Origin of the sequence: Bradyrhizobium sp. SRL28 (genome assembly GCF_018596315.1) — a bacterium.
Classification (GTDB): Bacteria; Pseudomonadota; Alphaproteobacteria; order Rhizobiales; family Xanthobacteraceae; genus Bradyrhizobium.
Genome location: NZ_JAHEAG010000004.1, coordinates 229,200 through 246,867 on the forward strand (window position 1 = coordinate 229,200; position 17,668 = coordinate 246,867).

Below are 17,668 nucleotides of genomic sequence, written 5' to 3' on the forward strand. Positions count from 1 at the left end.
CCTCGGGACGTCGGGAGGCTGGTTCGAAATTGGCTCGAATCGCCCCGTGTCGCGCTGGCGGCCTGGCCTTGAGTTCCCGGCGTGGGCTCAAGGGGCCGACAAACCCCGTTTAGGCGTTGTTTCGGACCGATTCGCTCCCATTTGTTAATGAAATCGGATTATCCGCGTGGCATTGGATCGCACGCGGACTGTTGCATTCGCGGTCCGCATTTGGCATAGGTCTGCCGTTGACGGCGAACGTTCGCCGCCATCTCGGATGCGGGTGTAGCTCAGTGGTAGAGCACGACCTTGCCAAGGTCGGGGTCGAGGGTTCGAGCCCCTTCGCCCGCTCCAGATTTTCTCGATTGGCAAACACAGAGATCAACGACAGGCCGCCATTTTGGCGGCCTTTCGTTTGCCGTTGTGCGGCTGCGTGCCGACGCCTCCGACGGATCACGGGGTTATGACCTGGGGATGCGATAGACCCAGACGCTGGCCTTGCCCGAGTTTACGTTGCGGAACAGGCCGGGGAAGACACCGCTGACCGGCTGGTTCAGGTAGACGAACATTTGCCCGTCGCGGGTGGCCCTGAACTTTTCGTCAAGGCGGCCGTTCGTCGGCTCGCCATCAATGAAGTTCTCCTCATTGCCGGTCTCGCCATAGCGAATGATAACACGACCAAAGGGCCGATCGAGCGTTCGCTTGAGCGGATAGGCTGTCGCCAGCAAGCTGAATCGCCCCAGCGCGAAGGCGGAGTCGAGCAAACCGTCTTTCTTCCAATCGGGAAGGAAGGCGCGCAGCGGCATTCCACCCGGGCCCGAAGGCGCGCCGAGAAACGACCAGTCGCCATCCTTCTTCAGGACGAACTGATAATTCCCGCGCCTGTCGAGCATGACACCGACCGGCGTGCAAAGGTCAGCGGTGTTGAATGCGGCGAGGTCGACGCCGCGGCAGGCCGCCGACGTGCAGGTACTTGGGAAGCTGCCGTCGCTAGCCCGCTTGCACAGTTTCATATCATCGGGGTCGCAAATCTCGAGCGTGACCGGCTTTGCGACCGGCGTGCAGAAATGGCCGAAGCTGTCGCGAAAGTTGAAGAAATAGTGGGTGGCAAAAGCGGCGCCGCCGACCAGAAAAGCGATCGCAAAAAATGCGGGGGCAACCTTGAGCTTGATGGTGGTGATGAATCGCCTATAGGCGTCTTTCAGTCTGAAGCGCGCGATAAAGCGATCACTCAGCAACATCGTGATGAGGATGGCAATGGCGAAGAGCTGGAAATAGAGATGCGTTATGCGGTCGATGAAGGTTTGCAGCGAGGCGGGCGCTTTTGGCCAACTGTAACCGAACCATGCCGGCACCGGATAAAGCGCGATCAACAGCAAACCAGCATAGACCATGATGTGCAATACGCTCGCGCCGCTTCGCGCTTTGTCTCCGCGGAGCAAGTCGATTTTGGCAAGGCTTACCCGCCACGCGCGGCGCATCTGGTCGGTGATCCGGCCCTGAAGGGTCGCACTCAACCATAGCAGCAGCGCGACAAGTCCGGCACAGAGCACAAACCAGAGCGGCTCTCTTGCATAGGCGTTGATCCAGCGCGAAGCCGCCCCAGGCAGAACCAGCCCGACCATCCGAATGATGTCGGCAAGCGGTCGCAACGGCGTGGTGAACTCGGCGGCGGCCGGCGCGGTGGACGTAAGCGGATAGGTTGCCAAATAGATCGACGCGATGACGGTCAGGAAATAGATGATACGTCGCCGCCAGATCGAACTTCCGACAACATGCTCCTGAGTAAACTCGCGCTGGTGGGCAGTAGCCAGGCTCTCATATTTCGGTTTGCCCGACGGGGCGACCAGCTTGTCCGGGGCGACGATCTTCTCGTCGTAAGTCAGTATTTCATAGGCCGGCGGCAGTCCGACCGGCGCATAGAGATGTGCATCGACGGAGATCCGATCGAATACGCTCTCGTGGATTTTCGGTATCGCGATCTTTACGCAATCGCGGTTGTCGTCGGAAAATTTCGTGTCCGACAGCGCGGCTACGTTCCGCGGCCCATAACGGTAGTAACCGCCCAACCCGTTTCGCGAATCGTAGATACGGCCGTCCTTGTCCTGGGTCGAACGCACCCGGGTGAAGGCGTCAGGATCGGCTCCCGGTGACGATTTCAGGGTCAGCCCCCGGCTGCGCGCTTCGGACAATATCCAGGTCAGCGACACATGGGCGAGCGAGTCGTCCGGATATCCGCCGCCGACATTGGAATGCACGCCGGCGAACCAGACCTGGGTGATCCGCTTCGGGTCGGTCTCGGGACTCTCGTCCCACAGCAGGGGGTGGAATGTGGTACGCTCATCGTCCAGCGAGAGTGCGTGACAGGCCTTGCGAACCAACGGATGGAGCTGCCGGTCCGGCAGTTCGAGCGGCCAGAGATAACGGCTGACGCCACGCGTCATCTCGTCGATCGGCAGGCCGTAGGCGGCCACGGTGTCCCACAGGCCCAGGAAAGCGATGTGATCGACCGGCCGCTCGTCCTTGTCGTGCTTGGCGGAAACGAAGATATTTCGCAGCTTTCGAAACACCCATTCGACCTGAAACCGCGACTTGAACGTCTCCGCCCGATGCGCCCGATAGGCGGTGGCGACCTTTCGATCGAGCTCCTCTTCCGTCCGGTAACTCACCAGCCCCTGCTCGCAGATCAGCCCGTTAACGACGCGGATGGTGAAAGCGCCGCGGCTGAACCCGAATGCAAAGATGTCATCGCTCTGCCAGGGACCGTATCTCTCCGCGCGGTTTTCAGTTTTCGCGGCTGCGGCTTCGAGTGCCAGATAATCGAGATGCGAGCGATAATTGCGGCAGGCAAACTTGTAGATATCCAGCACATTCCGCTTCAGGCCAAAGCCGAAGACGCCACCAAGGATCGCGAAGGGCTTGAAAGATGAGGTGCCGACCCCGTCGTCGTAGAATGCGATCTGTTGCGAGCTCGTCAGATCGAGCGATTCAAACGTTCGCCACACATTGGTGCGCCAGACCCTGCCAGCGGAATTGCCGGTACCGTCCGAGAGCAGGATGATCCGCTTGTTGGCCATACGGACGCTCGCTCAAACGGTCGAGGGAGACCGGCATTTCATTAGGGGCATGCGAAAAGTTTGTCAGGGATTTGGTCCCTCCACTATGAAATGGGCCACAATTGCGTTGCTCATTTGCCCACCGGCAAAGATGATACGCGATCCGCTGGATGTGGAACGCCGCCCACTCGCGCGCATTGCGATGAGGCGCATGCGTTCGCCCGGCACGAATATTGCGGTGCAGCGGGCGCAACTGCAAACGCGGATCGAACGCTGCTGTTTAGCAATCCGTCTCACAATTTGCTTTGATCGAGCAGAGCTGCGCGGCGCGCGCTTCTCTCCCGCAACGGATGTGCTACCATTTCCCGGTCTGCTTCTTTTCACCAGACCAGGTTCGCCTCTCGAACGTTTCAAAATAATAACAGTCGCAGCCGCCAGGCTGCATAGGGGAGTGACGCGATGAAATCGGCTTTCAATCGATCTATTCTTGCGCTCGCAGCCATCCTCGTTGTCGCGGGGGCCAGCCAGGCCAGCGCGCAGCAGAAGCCTCTGAAAAAATACGAGTCCGGCACCAAGGACTTCTGGACCAACCCGCCGCCGGACTGGTTCCTCGGCGACGAGACCGAGGCCCAGAAAGGCCAGGCGCCGCCTTCTGGTCCGCCGACCGGCGCCTCGGACGCCGAACTTGCGGCGATGATGAAGAAGATCAAGCTGCCGGAGGGCTTCAGTATCGAAGTCTACGCCTCCAACGTGTTGGAGGCGCGGCAGATGGCCTGGGGCGACAAGGGCACACTGTTTGTCGGCTCCTTCAGCCTCGGCAACGTCTATGCGATCAAAGAGGCCGGCGGAAAGCGGGAGGTCAAGACCGTCCTCAAGGGCCTCAATATGCCCACCGGTCTGGCGTTCCTTGACGGCTCGCTCTATGTCGTCGCGATCAACAAGCTGATCAAGTACGAAAACGCCGAAGCCAATATCGACAATCTCGGCGCCGGCAAGGTGGTGTATGACGATATGCCGACCTACGTCGCGCATGGCTGGAAATACATCGCCGTCGACAAGGATGGCTGGTTCTATCTGCCGTTCGGACCTCCGTTCAACATCGGCATCCCGCCGACCAGCCTCTCGCAGATTCGCCGCGTCGATCCCAAGACCGGCAATGCCGAGATCTGGGCGCTCGGCGTCCGCAACAGCGTCGGCGGCGACGTCGATCCGCGTTCCGGGCGATACTGGTTCACGGAGAACGCGCGCGACTGGATCAGCGACGACATGCCGAGCGATAAGCTCAACATGATCACCAAGATCGGCGAGCATTTCGGCTATCCCTATTGCCACCAGGGCGATATGCCGGATCCGAAATTCGCGATGGGTCACAAGTGCTCCGAGTTCACGCCGCCCGTCGTCAATCTCGGCGCTCACGTGGCTCCCCTCGGGATGAAGTTCTATACCGGCGATCAATTCCCGGCCGAGTACAAGAACAACATCCTGATTGCCGAGCACGGCTCCTGGAACCGCTACAAATACCAGGGCGCCCGCATCAAACGCGTGATCGTCGATGCCGACGGCAAGAACGCCAAATCGGAAATCTTTGCCTCCGGCTGGCTCGAGGGCGACACGGGATATCTCGGTCGTCCGAACGACGTCATTCTCGCCAAGGACGGTTCGATCCTGGTAGCCGACGATTGGGCCGGCGCCATCTATCGCATCAGCTACAAGAAGTAGGACGCGAAAGATCAGGGGCTGCGGTTACTCGGGAACGGGTGGCCGCAGCCTCTGTTGTTTGGGGTGTGGTGCAGAGGAGTTCACATGCGAAATGCACTGGTCGGGATCGTGCTGGCGGCGGTCGCATGCGGTTCGCCTGCCCGTGCCGCCGATATCGCGGCCGGCAAGGAGAAGGCCGAGCTGTGCGTCGGCTGCCACGGCGAGGGCGGTATTTCGCAGATGGAGAACATTCCCTCGCTCGCGGCCCAGCCTGATCTTTTCACCCAATGGCAGCTCGTGTTCTTCCGCGCAGGGACCCGCAAGAACGAGCAGATGCAGCCGGTCGTCGAGCAGCTCAACAATGAGGACATCCGCAACCTCGGCGCCTATTACGCCTCCCTTCCGCCGCCCAAGGCGCCCAAGCCCGACGACAATCCGGACCTTTCAAGCAAGGGCGCGCAGGCCGCGGTCGGCCGGCGTTGCGCCGCATGTCACATGGATACCTACGCAGGTACCAAGGGGGTTGCCCGCGTCGCCGGCCAGCGCGAGGAATATCTCGTGAAGGCGCTGCGGGATTACAAATCGGGCGAGCGGGCCGGCGGCGCGATGGCGGCGATGGCCGATGTCGCCTTTGCCCTCAGCGAGGAAGAGATCGAGGCGTTGGCGCATTATCTCGCGCATCTTTGAAGGTGATGTAGCCCGGGTGAAGCCAACGGGTCGCGCGGATGCGTGCCCGATGACAGGCTCCGCGCAACCCGGGATAACCCGCCAGCGCGAACGAAGGTCCCCGGATTGCGCTCCGCTTCATCCGGGCTACGGGTCAACTAGCCGCGCTGCTTCTCATACGCCTTGAGATGGGTGTAGGCGATGCGCAGCTTCGGCACCGGGATCTTGGCGGCGTCGGCGCGGGCGACGAGATCGCCGATCACATGGTCGGCCTCGACCGGCAGGCCTGCCTTGATGTCGCGGAACATCGAGGCGGTCATCGGCGAGCCCTCGGTCGTCAACAAGCCGCTGGTGCGCTGGAAGAACGGGCCGGTCGGCTCATAGCCCGACGCCTTTGCAATCGCGCTGCATTCGTCGAGCATGCCGAGCAGGAAATCCTCGCCGCCGGTGACGGCCAGGATGTTGCCGACGGAGGTGCGCATCAGGCTGGTCGACGCGGCAAGCGAAGCGAGGAACACCCACTTCTCCCACATGTCCTGCATGATGTGTTCGCTGGCAACGGCGCCGAACTTGCCGCTCTCAAACACTTTCGCAATCGCGCGCACCCGTTCCGACATGGAGCCATCGCGTTCGCCGAAATTGAGCGACTGCATCGGCGCGAGCTGGACCACCTCACGGGCCTCGTTGAGCGTCACCGCGATCGCGCAGAGGCCGCCGAGCACGCGGTCGGCTCCGAATTTCTTGTCCAGCACGTCGAGGTGCAGCATGCCGTTGAGCAGCGGGATGATCGCCGTTTGTGGTCCGACCGCGGGGGCAAAAGAGTTGATCGCGTCTTCCAGGTCGAACGCCTTGCAGCTCAACAGCACGACGTCGAATGTCTCGGCGAGCTTGTCGGCCTGTACCGTCGGCGGGTTCTTGAGCGTCACGTCGCCGGCCGGACTCCTGATGACGAGGCCTGCGCTTGCGAGTTCGGATGCGCGCCTCGGCCGGACCAGGAACGTTACGTCGCTTCCAGCCTGAAGCAGCCTGCCGCCGAAATAGCCGCCGATGGCGCCGGCGCCGACCACGAGAATACGCATGCGATAGCTTCCTTTTGTTGTTGGTCTTGGAATGGGCGAATGGCGGGTAGGGGATGGCGAATAGAGAGTCCGCGCATCATCCCCGCCACTCAATACTCGTTATTCACCATTCGCTTCTTTACCACTTCTCGCCGAACAGTCGAACCCGGTCGCTATTTCCCCGAGACCATTTCCTCGACTTCGCGAAGCTGCTCCTTGCCGAAAAACATTTCCTTGCCGACGAAGAACGTCGGAGAGCCGAACGCGCCGCGTTCGACGGCGTTTTGCGTATTCTCGATCAGCCTGGCCTTTACGTCAGCGTCCTGCGAACGCGCCAGCAGCTTCGCGACATCGAGGCCGGACGAGGCCAGCGCCTTGGCCGCGACTTCGGGGTCATCCATTTTCTTCGGCTCGACCCACATGTGGTGGAAGGCTGCCTCGACATATTTCTCGAACACGCCTTCGATCTGGGCCGCCACCGCCGCACGCATCAGGTTCAGCGTGTTGACCGGAAAAAATGGATTCCAGACATACGGCTTGACTGCAAAGCGCTTCAGGAAGCGCTCTGTCTCCAGCGCGTGGAATTCGCGCTTGTTCTTGATGCCGGCGAGCGTTTCGGCGGGCGACTTGTTGTTGGTGGCCTTGAAGATGCCGCCGAGCAGGATCGGCACATATTCGAACTTCACGCCGGTGCGCCTTTCGATCGCCGGTATAGCTTCGTGGCTGAGGAAGGCGTTGGGGCTGCCGAAATCGAACAGGAATTGCGGATTTGAACTCACGGCCGTCTCCCCGATGTTTGTCGCATTGTGGCCCAAGGCAGGCGGCGCGTCCACGGTATTATGACGATCGTAATATCGTGGGAATGCGCGACTTGCCCGACGTCACACCATCCGCCGAAGCGGGCGGCGACGCCAGACCAGCGTGTAATAGCCGAGTTGCAGGACGAACATGGCGCTGAACACGATCGGATAGGCGGCCCAGACCCCTTCCAACCCGATGGTCCGGCTCAGGATCACGGCAGAAGGTATCTCGATGGCGACGATGGCGAAGATCGACAGCAGCATGGGAGCCAAGGCCACGCCGCCTGCGCGCATCGCGCCTGAGAACACGGTCGCCATGCCGAACGGCACCGAGCTCCACAAGGCGATGATGAGCAGTCCTTTCGCGAGTTCGAGCACGGCTGCGTCGGTAATGAAGATGCCCAGCACGGCGCGCGGAAACAGACAGATCAACGCCACCAGGCCGCCGGTCAGGATGAGATTGAGGAGCAGGCCGATCCGGACGATGGCATCCAGCTGGCCGGCATGGCCGCCGCCGATCGCCTGTGCGCCCAGGATCGAAACTGAGATCGAAATCGATATCGCAGTGAACTGCGCATAGCCCATGATCTGGTTGACGGCGCCATAGGCTGCGGTGGCATCAGAACCGAAGCCGTTGACGAGGCCGAGCAGCACCAGCTCGGCGATCGCCATCACCACCATCCCGACCGCGCTCGGGATACCGATGCCCAGGATTTTCCCGAGCAGCGCGCCATCCAGCCGGAGCCCGCGCAGAAATTCGGCGTCCGGCGCCAGCGGGCTCTTCTTGTGACGCAGATATAGACTGAGCGCGAACAGCGTCAGCGCGTTGGAAATTGCCGACGCCCACGCCGGGCCCGTCACGCCGGTGGCGGGAAGTCCGAACCCGCCGCGGATGAGGAGTGGCGTCAGGATCAAGCCGATCGCGGTCGACAAGGCCAGCGCCATCAGGGGCGTCAGCGTGTCGCCGACGCCCCGCAGCATCGCGGTCACCAGCAGGAAGACGAAGCCGAGCGGCAGCGTCAGCAGCATGACGCGCGCATAAGCACTGGCCGGGTCGAGGATGTCCGGCGGCGTCGCGAGTGCGATCATCAATTGCCGGCTGAACAGGCCGCCGAATAGCGCAACGGTGATGGCGAGGAGGACGCCGACCGCCAGCGTCGCGCCGGCGACGGCCTTCACCTTGTCACGTTCGCCCGCGCCCCATGCCTGTCCGATCAGGACGGTTGCGCCGGTGCTCAGGCCCATGACGAAGGCGAACAGGAAAAACATCACGGGGAAAAATACCGAGACGGCCGCCAGCGCGTCGACCCCGATCATCTGGCCGAGCAGCGCGTTGCTCACGGTGCCGAACAGGGATTGCAGTGCGTTGCTCAGCATCAGGGGCGCAAGGAAGATGAGGAATGTCTTCCAGAGTGCGGGGGTGTTCGACACGGTGTTTATTCCCATTGAAGGCGTGACGGATCATTGCCGCGCACCGGAGCGGTGGCGGATGAGAGGCTTTTGGACGTTCGGCTAGCGGTGCGACCCGCGCCTATGGCTCGGCGCGGTCGCTGAAGGCGAGCTTGACGACGTGGTCGCGGATATCGTCGGGCCAGCCGGCGATGAGACCGACGAATCGCCGCCGGTCATCGGCGAACAACGCCCGCGACGCTTCCTCGAAGCCTGTGAGATTGCCGGCCATCACGGACATGAAGCGATAGGCGGCATCCCTTGCCGCGCGGGCGCGATCCGCATCGCCATTGGCGCGGCGCGCTTCTTCCACGAGCTTGCGCAGCGCAACTGATGCCCCTCCGGGCTGCGCCCCAAGCCATTCCCAATGGCGCGGTAGCAGCGTCACCTCGCGCGCGACAACGCCGAGCTTGGGCCGCCCGCGGCCACGCGGCTCCGCTGACGCCGTCTCGTCGGTTTCGACATCCGGCAGCGGGGCGGGTTGCGGCAAGCGCGCAATGATTTCGCGTTCGGTGCCGCGAAGATCGAGATCGATCGGCTGGCCGGTGGCGTCAGCGAATATGATGATCGGCGGCGCGGCGAGCCTGCGGGAAGCTTGCATGACCGCAATCGCGACCTCGGCGAGTGGGCCTGTCGCCAGGCGTTGCGGGCCCATGAAGGCCGTGAATTGGGGACGGGTATTGTCAACCATTGGAGATAACTCTGGATTTTGGACAGCCTATATTTACCCGGGTAAATTGGCTTGTCAATATCATCCGGGTAAATATTGCAGTTCTTTAGGCCGTCTCGACTTTCCGTTCCCTGGCTGGCACCAACGGCGGCCAATTGAAGGGAACGCCATGCTCACAGTTCATCATCTCAACAATTCCCGTTCGCAGCGCGTGCTTTGGCTGCTCGAAGAGCTCGGCGTGCCCTATGAGATCGTCCGCTATCAACGCCAGCCGGACATGCGCGCCCCGAAAGAGCTGCGCGCCATTCACCCGCTCGGCAAATCGCCCGTCATTACCGACAATGGCAACACCATCGCGGAGTCCGGCGCGATCTGCGAATACATCATCGGCACCTATGGCAATGGCCGCCTGATCCCGCCGCCGAATACGCAGGAGCGGCTGCGCTACACCTATTGGCTGCACTATGCCGAGGGCTCGGCGATGTCGCCGCTGCTCTTGAAGCTGTTGTTCACGCTGATGCCGAAGCGCGCGCCGGCCTTGCTGCGGCCGCTGGTGCGCAAGGTCTCCAACACGGCGCTGACCACGCTGGTCAACCCGCAGCTCAAGCAGCACATGGATTACTGGGAAGGCGAACTGGCAAAAAGCGAATGGTTCGCCGGCAATGAATTCTCCGGCGCTGACATCCAGATGAGCTTTCCGCTGGAAGCCGCCGCGGCACGTGGCGGGCTGGAACTGGGTCATCCCAAAGCGATGGCGTTTCTCGAACGCATTCACGCCCGGCCGGCCTATGCGCGCGCACTGGAAAAGGGCGGGCCGTATGTGATCGGGCGGTGACGGCTTCACGGCTGCACCGCCGCGATTACTTCCTTCACCAGCCGGGCAAGCCCTCTTATGTCGCCGGTCGGATCGACGCTGTCACCGAGCCGGACCACGACGAGGCGCTGTGACGGCATGATCACGATGCGCTGGCCGAGGTCGCCGGACGCAAAGAACGCGTCGCGGGGAATGCCGAGCCGCACGCGGCCCCTGGCGTTGGGGTGCTCGCTGCGGTTGGTCCAGAAGCCGGCGGCGTAATCGGTGTCGAGCGTTGCGGCGGCGCAGAAGTCCACCCAGTCCTCGTGCAGGATGCGCTTTCCTCCGACTACGCCGTCATTGAGGTAGAGCAGGCCGAATTTCGCCCAGTCGCGCGCGCTTGCGAGCATATAGGTCGAGCCCTGCAGCGTGCCCGCGCCGTCGAACTCCAGCGTGACGCTGCGCATGCCGAGCGGGTTGAACAACTCACGCCACGCGAACGCCAGCGTCTGCTCCGGGCCGCCGACGGCATCGCGGACGATGCGCGCCAGGATCTGCGTGGTCGGGCTCGAATAATGCCATCGCGTGCCCAGCGGTGCGATCATCTTCGTATTGACCGCGTAGGCAGCCGTATCGTCCTGCAGGAACATGCGGCTGGATGGATCAAAGCCGGAATTGGTTTCGTCCAGGTCGAGGCCGCTGGTCATGCGCATGAGATGCTCGATCTCGATCTCGCGCCGCGGATCGCCAGCGCGGCGCCATTCCGGGATCGGTGCGGGCATCGAGGGCGTGACAAGGCCCTGCTGGGTGAGGATGCCGATCAGCGCATTGACCACGGACTTGGTCATGGAGAAGCCGAGCAGCGGCGTGTCGACGCCGATGCCGGCCGCATAGCGCTCGGCGATGACCTTGCCGTCGTGAACCACGACCACCGCCTTGGTCCTGCGGAACGGCGGCATTGCGGGCTCCTCGAAGGCGTGATCGAGCGCCGCCTTCAGTGCCGGATCTGATGGCTCGACCACAGCCGGGCCGGCAATCTCAGGAAGCAGCGGCGGCGTCTTCGCCTTCAGCGCTTCGACATCGCTCTTCAGGAGATAGGGCGCGTTCGGTCCGTGCAGATCGACGCAGCCGAGCCCGTCGTGAAAGGCCGCACGGCTGCGAAATAGTCCGAGCGTCGAGACATCGACGGTGCGAGCGGAGCGGTCGAGGGTGAAGCGGAGCATATGGCGCAGCCGTCGAACTCCGGCGCGGTCGGAAACCTCCGCGAACACGGCTTGCGGATCGAGACCCGAGACGAACGTCTTCGAGCAGATGTTATGGGCCACGTAACCGGTAGCAACGCGCATGGCGCGCTCAGGTCGGAAGTAGACACTCGCTCCTGCCAGTGCGGCGACGCAGATCGCGACGGTGATAGTGACCCATTTTCGCAAGTTCATAGGCTCCGCGACGGAAAGCCTCTAACGCGACGTCTGCGCCGCACCCACCGAGGGCAGCGCCTGCACGGTGACACCGGGCGGCGGCACGTCGTCGTCGGGGACGAAGAAATCCGACATCAACGGCACCGAGCGATCGACACGGTAGTGCTCGAAATCCCTGACGCCAGAGGCGTACAGCACCTTGTCGTCGATGCAGAACTGCCCGGTGAACTCGCGCGACGGTCGGGTCAGGATCGCGTGGGCGGCATCGCCCATGATCTCGGGCGTGCGGCTGGCGCGCATCATGGCCTCGCCGCCGAGCAGGTTGCCGACCGCGGCGGTGGCGATGGTGGTGCGCGGCCACAGCGCGTTGACCGCCACGCCCGCGGATTTCAATTCACCTGATAGCCCCAGCACGCACATGCTCATGCCGAACTTCGCCATCGTGTAGGCGGTGGAATGCTCGAACCATTTTTGCTTCATGTCGAGCGGCGGCGACAGCATCAATATATGCGGGTTGGCTGCCTTCTTCAGATGCGGGATGCAATATTTCGACACCATGAAGGTGCCGCGGGTGTTGATACCCATCATCAGGTCGAACCGCTTCATGTCGGTTCCTTGCGAATTGGTCAGGCTGATGGCGCTGGCATTGTTGACGCAGATATCGATTCCGCCGAATTCGGCGACGGTCTGCTCGATTGCCGCGACTACCTGCGCCTCGTCGCGGATGTCGCACAGCACCGGCAGCGCCTTGCCGCCGGCGGCGCGAATTTCCTCCGCCGCAGTGTAGATGGTGCCCTTGAGTTTCGGATGCGGCTCCGCGGTCTTCGCCGCAATCGCGACATTGGCGCCGTCACGCGCGGCACGTAACGCGATGGCCAGGCCGATGCCGCGGCTGGCACCCGAGATGAACAGCGTCTTGCCTTTGAGAGATGTCATTGGGCTCGCTCCCGGTTTCAATTCAGGTCGTTGGCTGTGATCTATAGGCAAATCACGGTCGGCCGTCATCGCTTCACTGCCCCGCCGCTGCTGCTCCTCGTGTGCGCGGATCGGGGGCGCCGAGCAGGCCGTTCGGCGTGACGGCGATCGAATTGACCGAGGTCTGGCCCACCGGCTCGATCACCTTGTGACCTTTCACCCTCAGCTCGGCCAATACCTCGTCGGAAAATCCGCGTTCCACCCGCACTTCATCGGGCATCCATTGGTGATGGACCCGCGGGGCCGCGACGGCGGCGGCGACATCCATCTTGTAATCCAGCACGTCGATCACAACCTGCAGCACCGCCGAAATGATGCGGCTGCCACCCGGCGAGCCCGTGACCAGCACCGGCTTGCCGTCCTTCAGCACGATGGTCGGCGACATCGACGATAATGGCCGCTTTCCCGGGCCGGGCAGATTGGCCTCGAACCCGACCAGGCCAAAGGCGTTCGATGCGCCGGGTGCCGCGGTAAAATCGTCGAGCTCATTATTGAGCAGCACGCCGGTGCCCTCGGCGACCAGTCCGACACCATAGGGAAAATTCAGCGTGTAGGTGTTGCTGACGGCGTTGCCGCTGGCGTCGACGACCGAATAATGCGTGGTGTTGCTGCCCTCGCGCGGGCTCACCGCCACCACATCGGCCGCCGGCGTTGCGCGCGCAAGGTCGATGCCGGCGCGTTGCCGGGCCGCATAATCCTTGGTGATCAGCACATTGACGGGCGCGTTGACGAAGGCGGGATCGCCGAGATAGCGCGCGCGATCGGCGTAGGCGCGCTTCATGGCTTCGATCATGAGGTGCAGCGAAGCCGCGGAGCCCTGCTTCATGTCGGCCATCGCGAATCCTTCGAGAATGTTCAGCGATTGCAGCAGCACCGTGCCGCCGGACGAGGGTAGCGGCATCGACACGATGTCGTAGCCGCGGTAATTGCCGCGCACCGGGCTGCGGATCACCGCAGAATAGGATTTGAGATCGTCCACCGTCATGATGCCGCCGGCATCGCTGACGGCCTTTGCCAGCCGTTCGGCGACCGGTCCCTCATAAAATCCGCGCGGTCCCTGATCGGCAATGTCAGACAATGTTGCCGCGAGATCGGCCTGGATCAGCCGGTCGCCTTCTTTTAATGGCGTACCGTCGCTGCGGGACAGCGCCTTCGCCGAATTCGGCCAGCGCGCCATCCGTCGGTACATGTCCGACAGCGTGTCGGCCATGTCGTCAGCGACCACGAAACCGTCGCGCGCCAGTTCGATTGAAGGTTTGAGGATCTGCGCGAGCGTGAAACGGCCCGAGCCGTATTTCTCGAGCGCCAGCGTCAGCCCGGCAACCGTGCCGGGCACGCCGATACCAAGCGCGGAATTGCGCGACTTGTCGCTATCGGGTTTGCCGTCCGGCCCCAGAAAAATATCGCGCGTGATCGCACCCGGTGCGGTCTCGCGATAATCGATGGCGACATCTTCATTGCGCGCGGCCGAATGAATCACCATGAAGCCGCCGCCGCCGATGTTTCCGGCGCGCGGATAGGTGACGGCAAGCGCAAAGCCGGTGGCGACCGCGGCATCGACCGCGTTGCCGCCCTGCCTGAGGATGTCGGCGCCGACCTGCGCGGCGAGCCTTTCCTGCGCCACCACCAAGCCATGCTCGGCCGCAACGGCGCGAACGGTGGTGAGATCGGGCGGCGAGTAGAAGCGCCGTTCCTGCGCAAAAGCCGTCGTCGCGCAGGCAAACGCAAGTACGAATGTGGCAGCTACTCGGCGCCACCGGATTGAAAAGACCGCCATCGAAAATCCGCCGCAGTTGGAGCCTGTGTGACGCTTGGCAACAGCCCCAAGCGCCGGTGACGCATGCTATATGGGTTCGTATTCAACGGGCAAAACGCCTCGCGACGCTTTTGAAGGAAATTCCTCACATGACGGTGATCGCTTCCGAGGCAGCCGGCGCCGAGATATCGCGGGAATATCCGCGCCGCGCCGCCGTCATCAGCTGGATCTTCTTCGATTGGGCCGCGCAGCCCTATTTCACGTTGATTACCACTTTTGTATTTGCGCCCTACTTCGCGGGCTTCGTCGCGCCGGACCCGGCGCAGGGGCAGGCGCTGTGGGGATTTGCCACCGCGGCCGCCGGCCTGACGATCGCGCTGCTGTCGCCGGTGCTGGGCGCGATTGCGGACGCCAGCGGCCGCCGCAAGCCGTGGATCGCCGGCTTCGGCTCGCTGCTGGTGATCGGCGCCTGCCTGATGTGGTTCGGAAAGCCTGACGATCCCAGCGTCATCCTGCCGCTGTTGCTCGCCTATGCGATTGCGAGCGTCGGCGTCGAATTCGCCACCGTCTTCAACAACGCGATGATGCCGACCCTGGTGCCGCCGGATCGAATCGGGCGATTGTCCGGCACCGGATGGGCCACCGGCTATATCGGCGGCATTCTCAGTCTCATCCTGGTGCTCGGCTTTCTGGCCGCTAACCCCGACACCGGGCGTACGCTTTTCGGCCTGGCGCCGCTGCTCGGTCTCGATCCGGTCACGCATCAGGGCGATCGCATCACCGGTCCTTTGACCGGCATCTGGTTCATCATCTTCGTGTTGCCGATGTTTCTGCTGACACCGGACTATCCGGCAAAGCGCCCGATCCGCGAGGCGATCCGCGAAGGATTGAGCGGGCTGAAGCGAACCCTCGGCGAATTGCCGAAGCAGAAATCGCTGGCGACATTCCTGCTCGCCAACATGATCTATACCGACGGGCTGGTGTCGCTGTTTGCGTTCGGAGGCATCTACGCCGCGGGCACTTTCGGCTGGCATACGATCCAGATCGGCACGTTCGGAATCCTGCTGGCCATCGCCGGCACTTTTGGCGCGTGGCTCGGCGGCAGGCTCGACGACAAGTTCGGCCCCAAGCGCGTCATCGCCGGCAGCCTGCTGATCCTGCTGCTTGCGCTCGGCGCGATTTTGCTGGTCGACAAGGATTCGATCCTGTTCGTCAAGGTCGCGCCGCCGGTGCCGGGTGGACCGCTGTTCTCCGGCGCTGCCGAGCGCGCCTATCTCGTGCTGGGTTGCCTGATCGGCGCCGCCGGCGGTCCGCTGCAAGCGGCATCGCGCTCGCTGCTGATCCGTCTCGCGCCGAAGGATCGCATCGCGCAGTACTTTGGATTGTTCGCGCTGACCGGAAAGGTGACGTCGTTCATCGGCCCGCTTCTGATCGGCACGATCACGGCGGTCACCGCGAGCCAGAAGGCCGGCATGGCGCTGCTGGTGGTGTTTTTCGTCGCCGGCCTGGCGCTGCTGACGCAGGTGAGGGAGAACTCGTAGCCCGGATGGAGCGCAGCGAAATCCGGGGCCCGGTGTCCGCGGATGACATTCCCGGATTGCGCTGCGCTCCATCCGGGCTACGCGTACTGCTTGTCTTCGCGGCTCAATGTCTGAAATGCCGGACGCCGGTGAACACCATGGCGATGCCATGCTCGTCTGCGGCCTTGATCACTTCCTCGTCGCGCATGGAGCCGCCGGGTTGAATCACAGCGGTGGCGCCGGCTTCGATGCAGGCCAGCATGCCGTCGGCGAACGGAAAGAAAGCGTCTGATGCAACGACCGAGCCCTTGGTCAGCGGTTCGGCCAACTTCAGTTCGGCTGCCGCATCCAGCGCCTTGCGGGCCGCGATGCGTGCGGAATCGACCCGGCTCATCTGGCCAGCGCCGATGCCGACGGTGGCGAGGTCCTTGGCGTAGATGATGGTATTCGACTTGACGTGCTTGGCGACGCGGAAGGCGAATTTGAGGTCGCGCAGCTCGGCTTCCGACGGCGCGCGCTTGGTCGCGACCTTCAGCTTCATGTCGTCGATCACGGCATTGTCGCGGCTTTGCACCAGGAGACCGCCGGCAACCGTCTTCGCCGTCAGGCCCACGGTGCGCGGGTCGGGCAGTCCACCGGCCAACAACAGCCGCAAATTCTTCCTCGCGCCAACGATTGCGATCGCTTCTTCGGTCGCGTCCGGTGCGATGATCACCTCGGTGAAGATTTCGGTGATGGCGCGGGCCGACTCTGCGTCGAGCGTGCGGTTGAGCGCCACGATGCCGCCGAAGGCGGAGGTGGAGTCGCAAGCCAGCGCCCGGCGATAGGCGGTGATGAGGTCAGGCCCCTCGGCAACACCGCAGGGATTGGCATGCTTGACGATGACGCAGGCTGCGGTGCGCTTCGGATCGAACTCGCTGATGCATTCATAGGCCGCATCGGTATCGTTGATGTTGTTGTAGGAGAGTTCCTTGCCCTGCAACTGCCGCGCGGTGGCGACGCCGGGACGCTTGTCGGGCGTGCGATAGAACGCGGCCGTCTGATGCGGGTTCTCGCCGTAGCGCAGCGACTGGATCAGCCGGCCGCCCATGGCACGGAAATCCGGCGCGTCGTTCTTGAGCTGAAGGGCGAACCAGTTCGAGATCGCGGCGTCATAGGCGGCGGTGCGCGCATAGGCCTTGGCGGCGAGGCGGCGGCGCAGCGACAACGTCGTTGCACCCTTGTTGGCGGCGAGTTCGTCGAGCACGGCCTGATAGTCCTGCGCCTCGACGACGACGGCGACGTCGTCATGGTTCTTCGCGGCTGCGCGGATCATCGCGGGACCGCCGATGTCGATGTTTTCGATGCAATCCTCGTAGCCCGCGCCTTTGTCGACGGTTTCCTCGAACGGGTAGAGGTTGACCACCAGCAGGTCGATCGGCGCGATGCCATGCGCCTTCATGGCATCGGCATGTTCCTTGTTGTCGCGGATCGCGAGCAGGCCGCCATGCACCTTGGGGTGCAGCGTCTTGACCCGGCCGTCCATCATTTCGGGAAAACCCGTCAGCTCCGAGACGTCCTTGACCTGTAGCCCGGCCGCGGCGATCGCCTTCGCGGTGCCGCCGGTCGAGACCAGCTCGACGCCATGGCCGGCCAGTGCCTTTGCAAATTCGATCAGGCCGGTCTTGTCGGAAACGGACAACAGGGCGCGGGTTACACGGCGCGGATGGTCGGTCATAAGGAGGTTCCTAGGCTGGCAAGCCAGCCCGGTAGCATGGTTTTGCCGGTCATGAAACCGGGCAAAAACCGGCCTGATGGCTGTGTGGAAATCTTCCTGCCCTCCCGAACGCG

Annotated in this window: 13 protein-coding genes and 1 tRNA gene; 5 read left to right on the forward strand and 9 right to left on the reverse strand. The window is 63.0% G+C overall.

Annotation, left to right across the window (positions count from 1 at the left end; translation table 11 throughout):
• Nucleotides 1–258 precede the first annotated feature (258 nt).
• A tRNA-Gly gene (locus KIP88_RS12600) sits at nucleotides 259–333 on the forward strand.
• A gap of 107 nt (nucleotides 334–440) precedes the next feature.
• Here the strand turns inward: KIP88_RS12600 and KIP88_RS12605 are convergent.
• Nucleotides 441–3,056 (reverse strand): DUF2235 domain-containing protein, encoded by a 2,616-nt coding sequence (locus KIP88_RS12605; RefSeq protein WP_214488228.1) that lies wholly within the window; start codon nucleotides 3,054–3,056, stop codon nucleotides 441–443.
• A 438-nt stretch (nucleotides 3,057–3,494) separates the two neighbouring features.
• On the opposite strand from KIP88_RS12605, the gene KIP88_RS12610 reads away from it, so the two are divergent.
• The gene (locus KIP88_RS12610) at nucleotides 3,495–4,754 is read left to right on the forward strand and encodes a sorbosone dehydrogenase family protein (RefSeq protein ID WP_214488229.1); all 1,260 of its coding nucleotides are present in this window, start codon (nucleotides 3,495–3,497) and stop codon (nucleotides 4,752–4,754) included.
• Nucleotides 4,755–4,838: 84 nt separating this feature from the next.
• Nucleotides 4,839–5,420: a c-type cytochrome gene (locus KIP88_RS12615; protein WP_214488230.1), complete on the forward strand. Its 582-nt coding sequence runs from the start codon at nucleotides 4,839–4,841 to the stop codon at nucleotides 5,418–5,420.
• Nucleotides 5,421–5,557: 137 nt separating this feature from the next.
• Here the strand turns inward: KIP88_RS12615 and panE are convergent, their stop codons facing one another.
• From panE to KIP88_RS12635, 4 genes are all read right to left on the reverse strand, one after another.
• Entirely contained in the window at nucleotides 5,558–6,478 is a 921-nt protein-coding gene (panE, locus tag KIP88_RS12620) for a 2-dehydropantoate 2-reductase (RefSeq protein ID WP_214488231.1), read from the reverse strand.
• Between the two features lie 152 nt (nucleotides 6,479–6,630).
• On the reverse strand, nucleotides 6,631–7,236 hold the full coding sequence (locus KIP88_RS12625) for a 2-hydroxychromene-2-carboxylate isomerase (protein ID WP_214488232.1): 606 nt from the start codon (nucleotides 7,234–7,236) through the stop codon (nucleotides 6,631–6,633).
• 102 nt (nucleotides 7,237–7,338) lie between these two features.
• Nucleotides 7,339–8,703, reverse strand: a complete 1,365-nt coding sequence (locus tag KIP88_RS12630) for an MATE family efflux transporter (RefSeq protein WP_214488233.1) — start codon at nucleotides 8,701–8,703, stop codon at nucleotides 7,339–7,341.
• A gap of 85 nt (nucleotides 8,704–8,788) precedes the next feature.
• Nucleotides 8,789–9,397 carry a DUF2239 family protein gene (locus KIP88_RS12635; protein ID WP_214488234.1) on the reverse strand — a complete coding sequence of 203 codons (609 nt, stop codon included), beginning with the start codon at nucleotides 9,395–9,397 and terminating at the stop codon, nucleotides 8,789–8,791.
• A gap of 148 nt (nucleotides 9,398–9,545) precedes the next feature.
• On the opposite strand from KIP88_RS12635, the gene KIP88_RS12640 reads away from it, so the two are divergent.
• The gene (locus KIP88_RS12640) at nucleotides 9,546–10,211 is read left to right on the forward strand and encodes a glutathione S-transferase family protein (RefSeq protein WP_214488235.1); all 666 of its coding nucleotides are present in this window, start codon (nucleotides 9,546–9,548) and stop codon (nucleotides 10,209–10,211) included.
• Nucleotides 10,212–10,216: 5 nt separating this feature from the next.
• On the opposite strand, the gene KIP88_RS12645 is transcribed toward KIP88_RS12640, so the two are convergent.
• The 3 genes from KIP88_RS12645 to ggt all read right to left on the reverse strand — a co-directional run bounded on the left by KIP88_RS12645 (nucleotide 10,217) and on the right by ggt (nucleotide 14,339).
• Entirely contained in the window at nucleotides 10,217–11,605 is a 1,389-nt protein-coding gene (locus KIP88_RS12645; RefSeq protein ID WP_214488236.1) for a serine hydrolase, read from the reverse strand.
• Nucleotides 11,606–11,626: 21 nt separating this feature from the next.
• Entirely contained in the window at nucleotides 11,627–12,523 is an 897-nt protein-coding gene (locus KIP88_RS12650; RefSeq protein ID WP_214488237.1) for an NAD(P)-dependent oxidoreductase, read from the reverse strand.
• Nucleotides 12,524–12,596: 73 nt separating this feature from the next.
• Nucleotides 12,597–14,339, reverse strand: a complete 1,743-nt coding sequence (gene ggt, locus KIP88_RS12655; RefSeq protein WP_214488238.1) for a gamma-glutamyltransferase — start codon at nucleotides 14,337–14,339, stop codon at nucleotides 12,597–12,599.
• A gap of 128 nt (nucleotides 14,340–14,467) precedes the next feature.
• Between ggt and KIP88_RS12660 the strand changes: the two genes are divergently transcribed.
• Nucleotides 14,468–15,859, forward strand: a complete 1,392-nt coding sequence (locus KIP88_RS12660; protein WP_214488239.1) for an MFS transporter — start codon at nucleotides 14,468–14,470, stop codon at nucleotides 15,857–15,859.
• 103 nt (nucleotides 15,860–15,962) lie between these two features.
• Here the strand turns inward: KIP88_RS12660 and purH are convergent, their stop codons facing one another.
• A complete protein-coding gene (gene purH, locus KIP88_RS12665) occupies nucleotides 15,963–17,555 on the reverse strand; it encodes a bifunctional phosphoribosylaminoimidazolecarboxamide formyltransferase/IMP cyclohydrolase (RefSeq protein WP_214488240.1) in 1,593 nt (530 codons plus the stop codon).
• Nucleotides 17,556–17,668 lie beyond the last annotated feature (113 nt).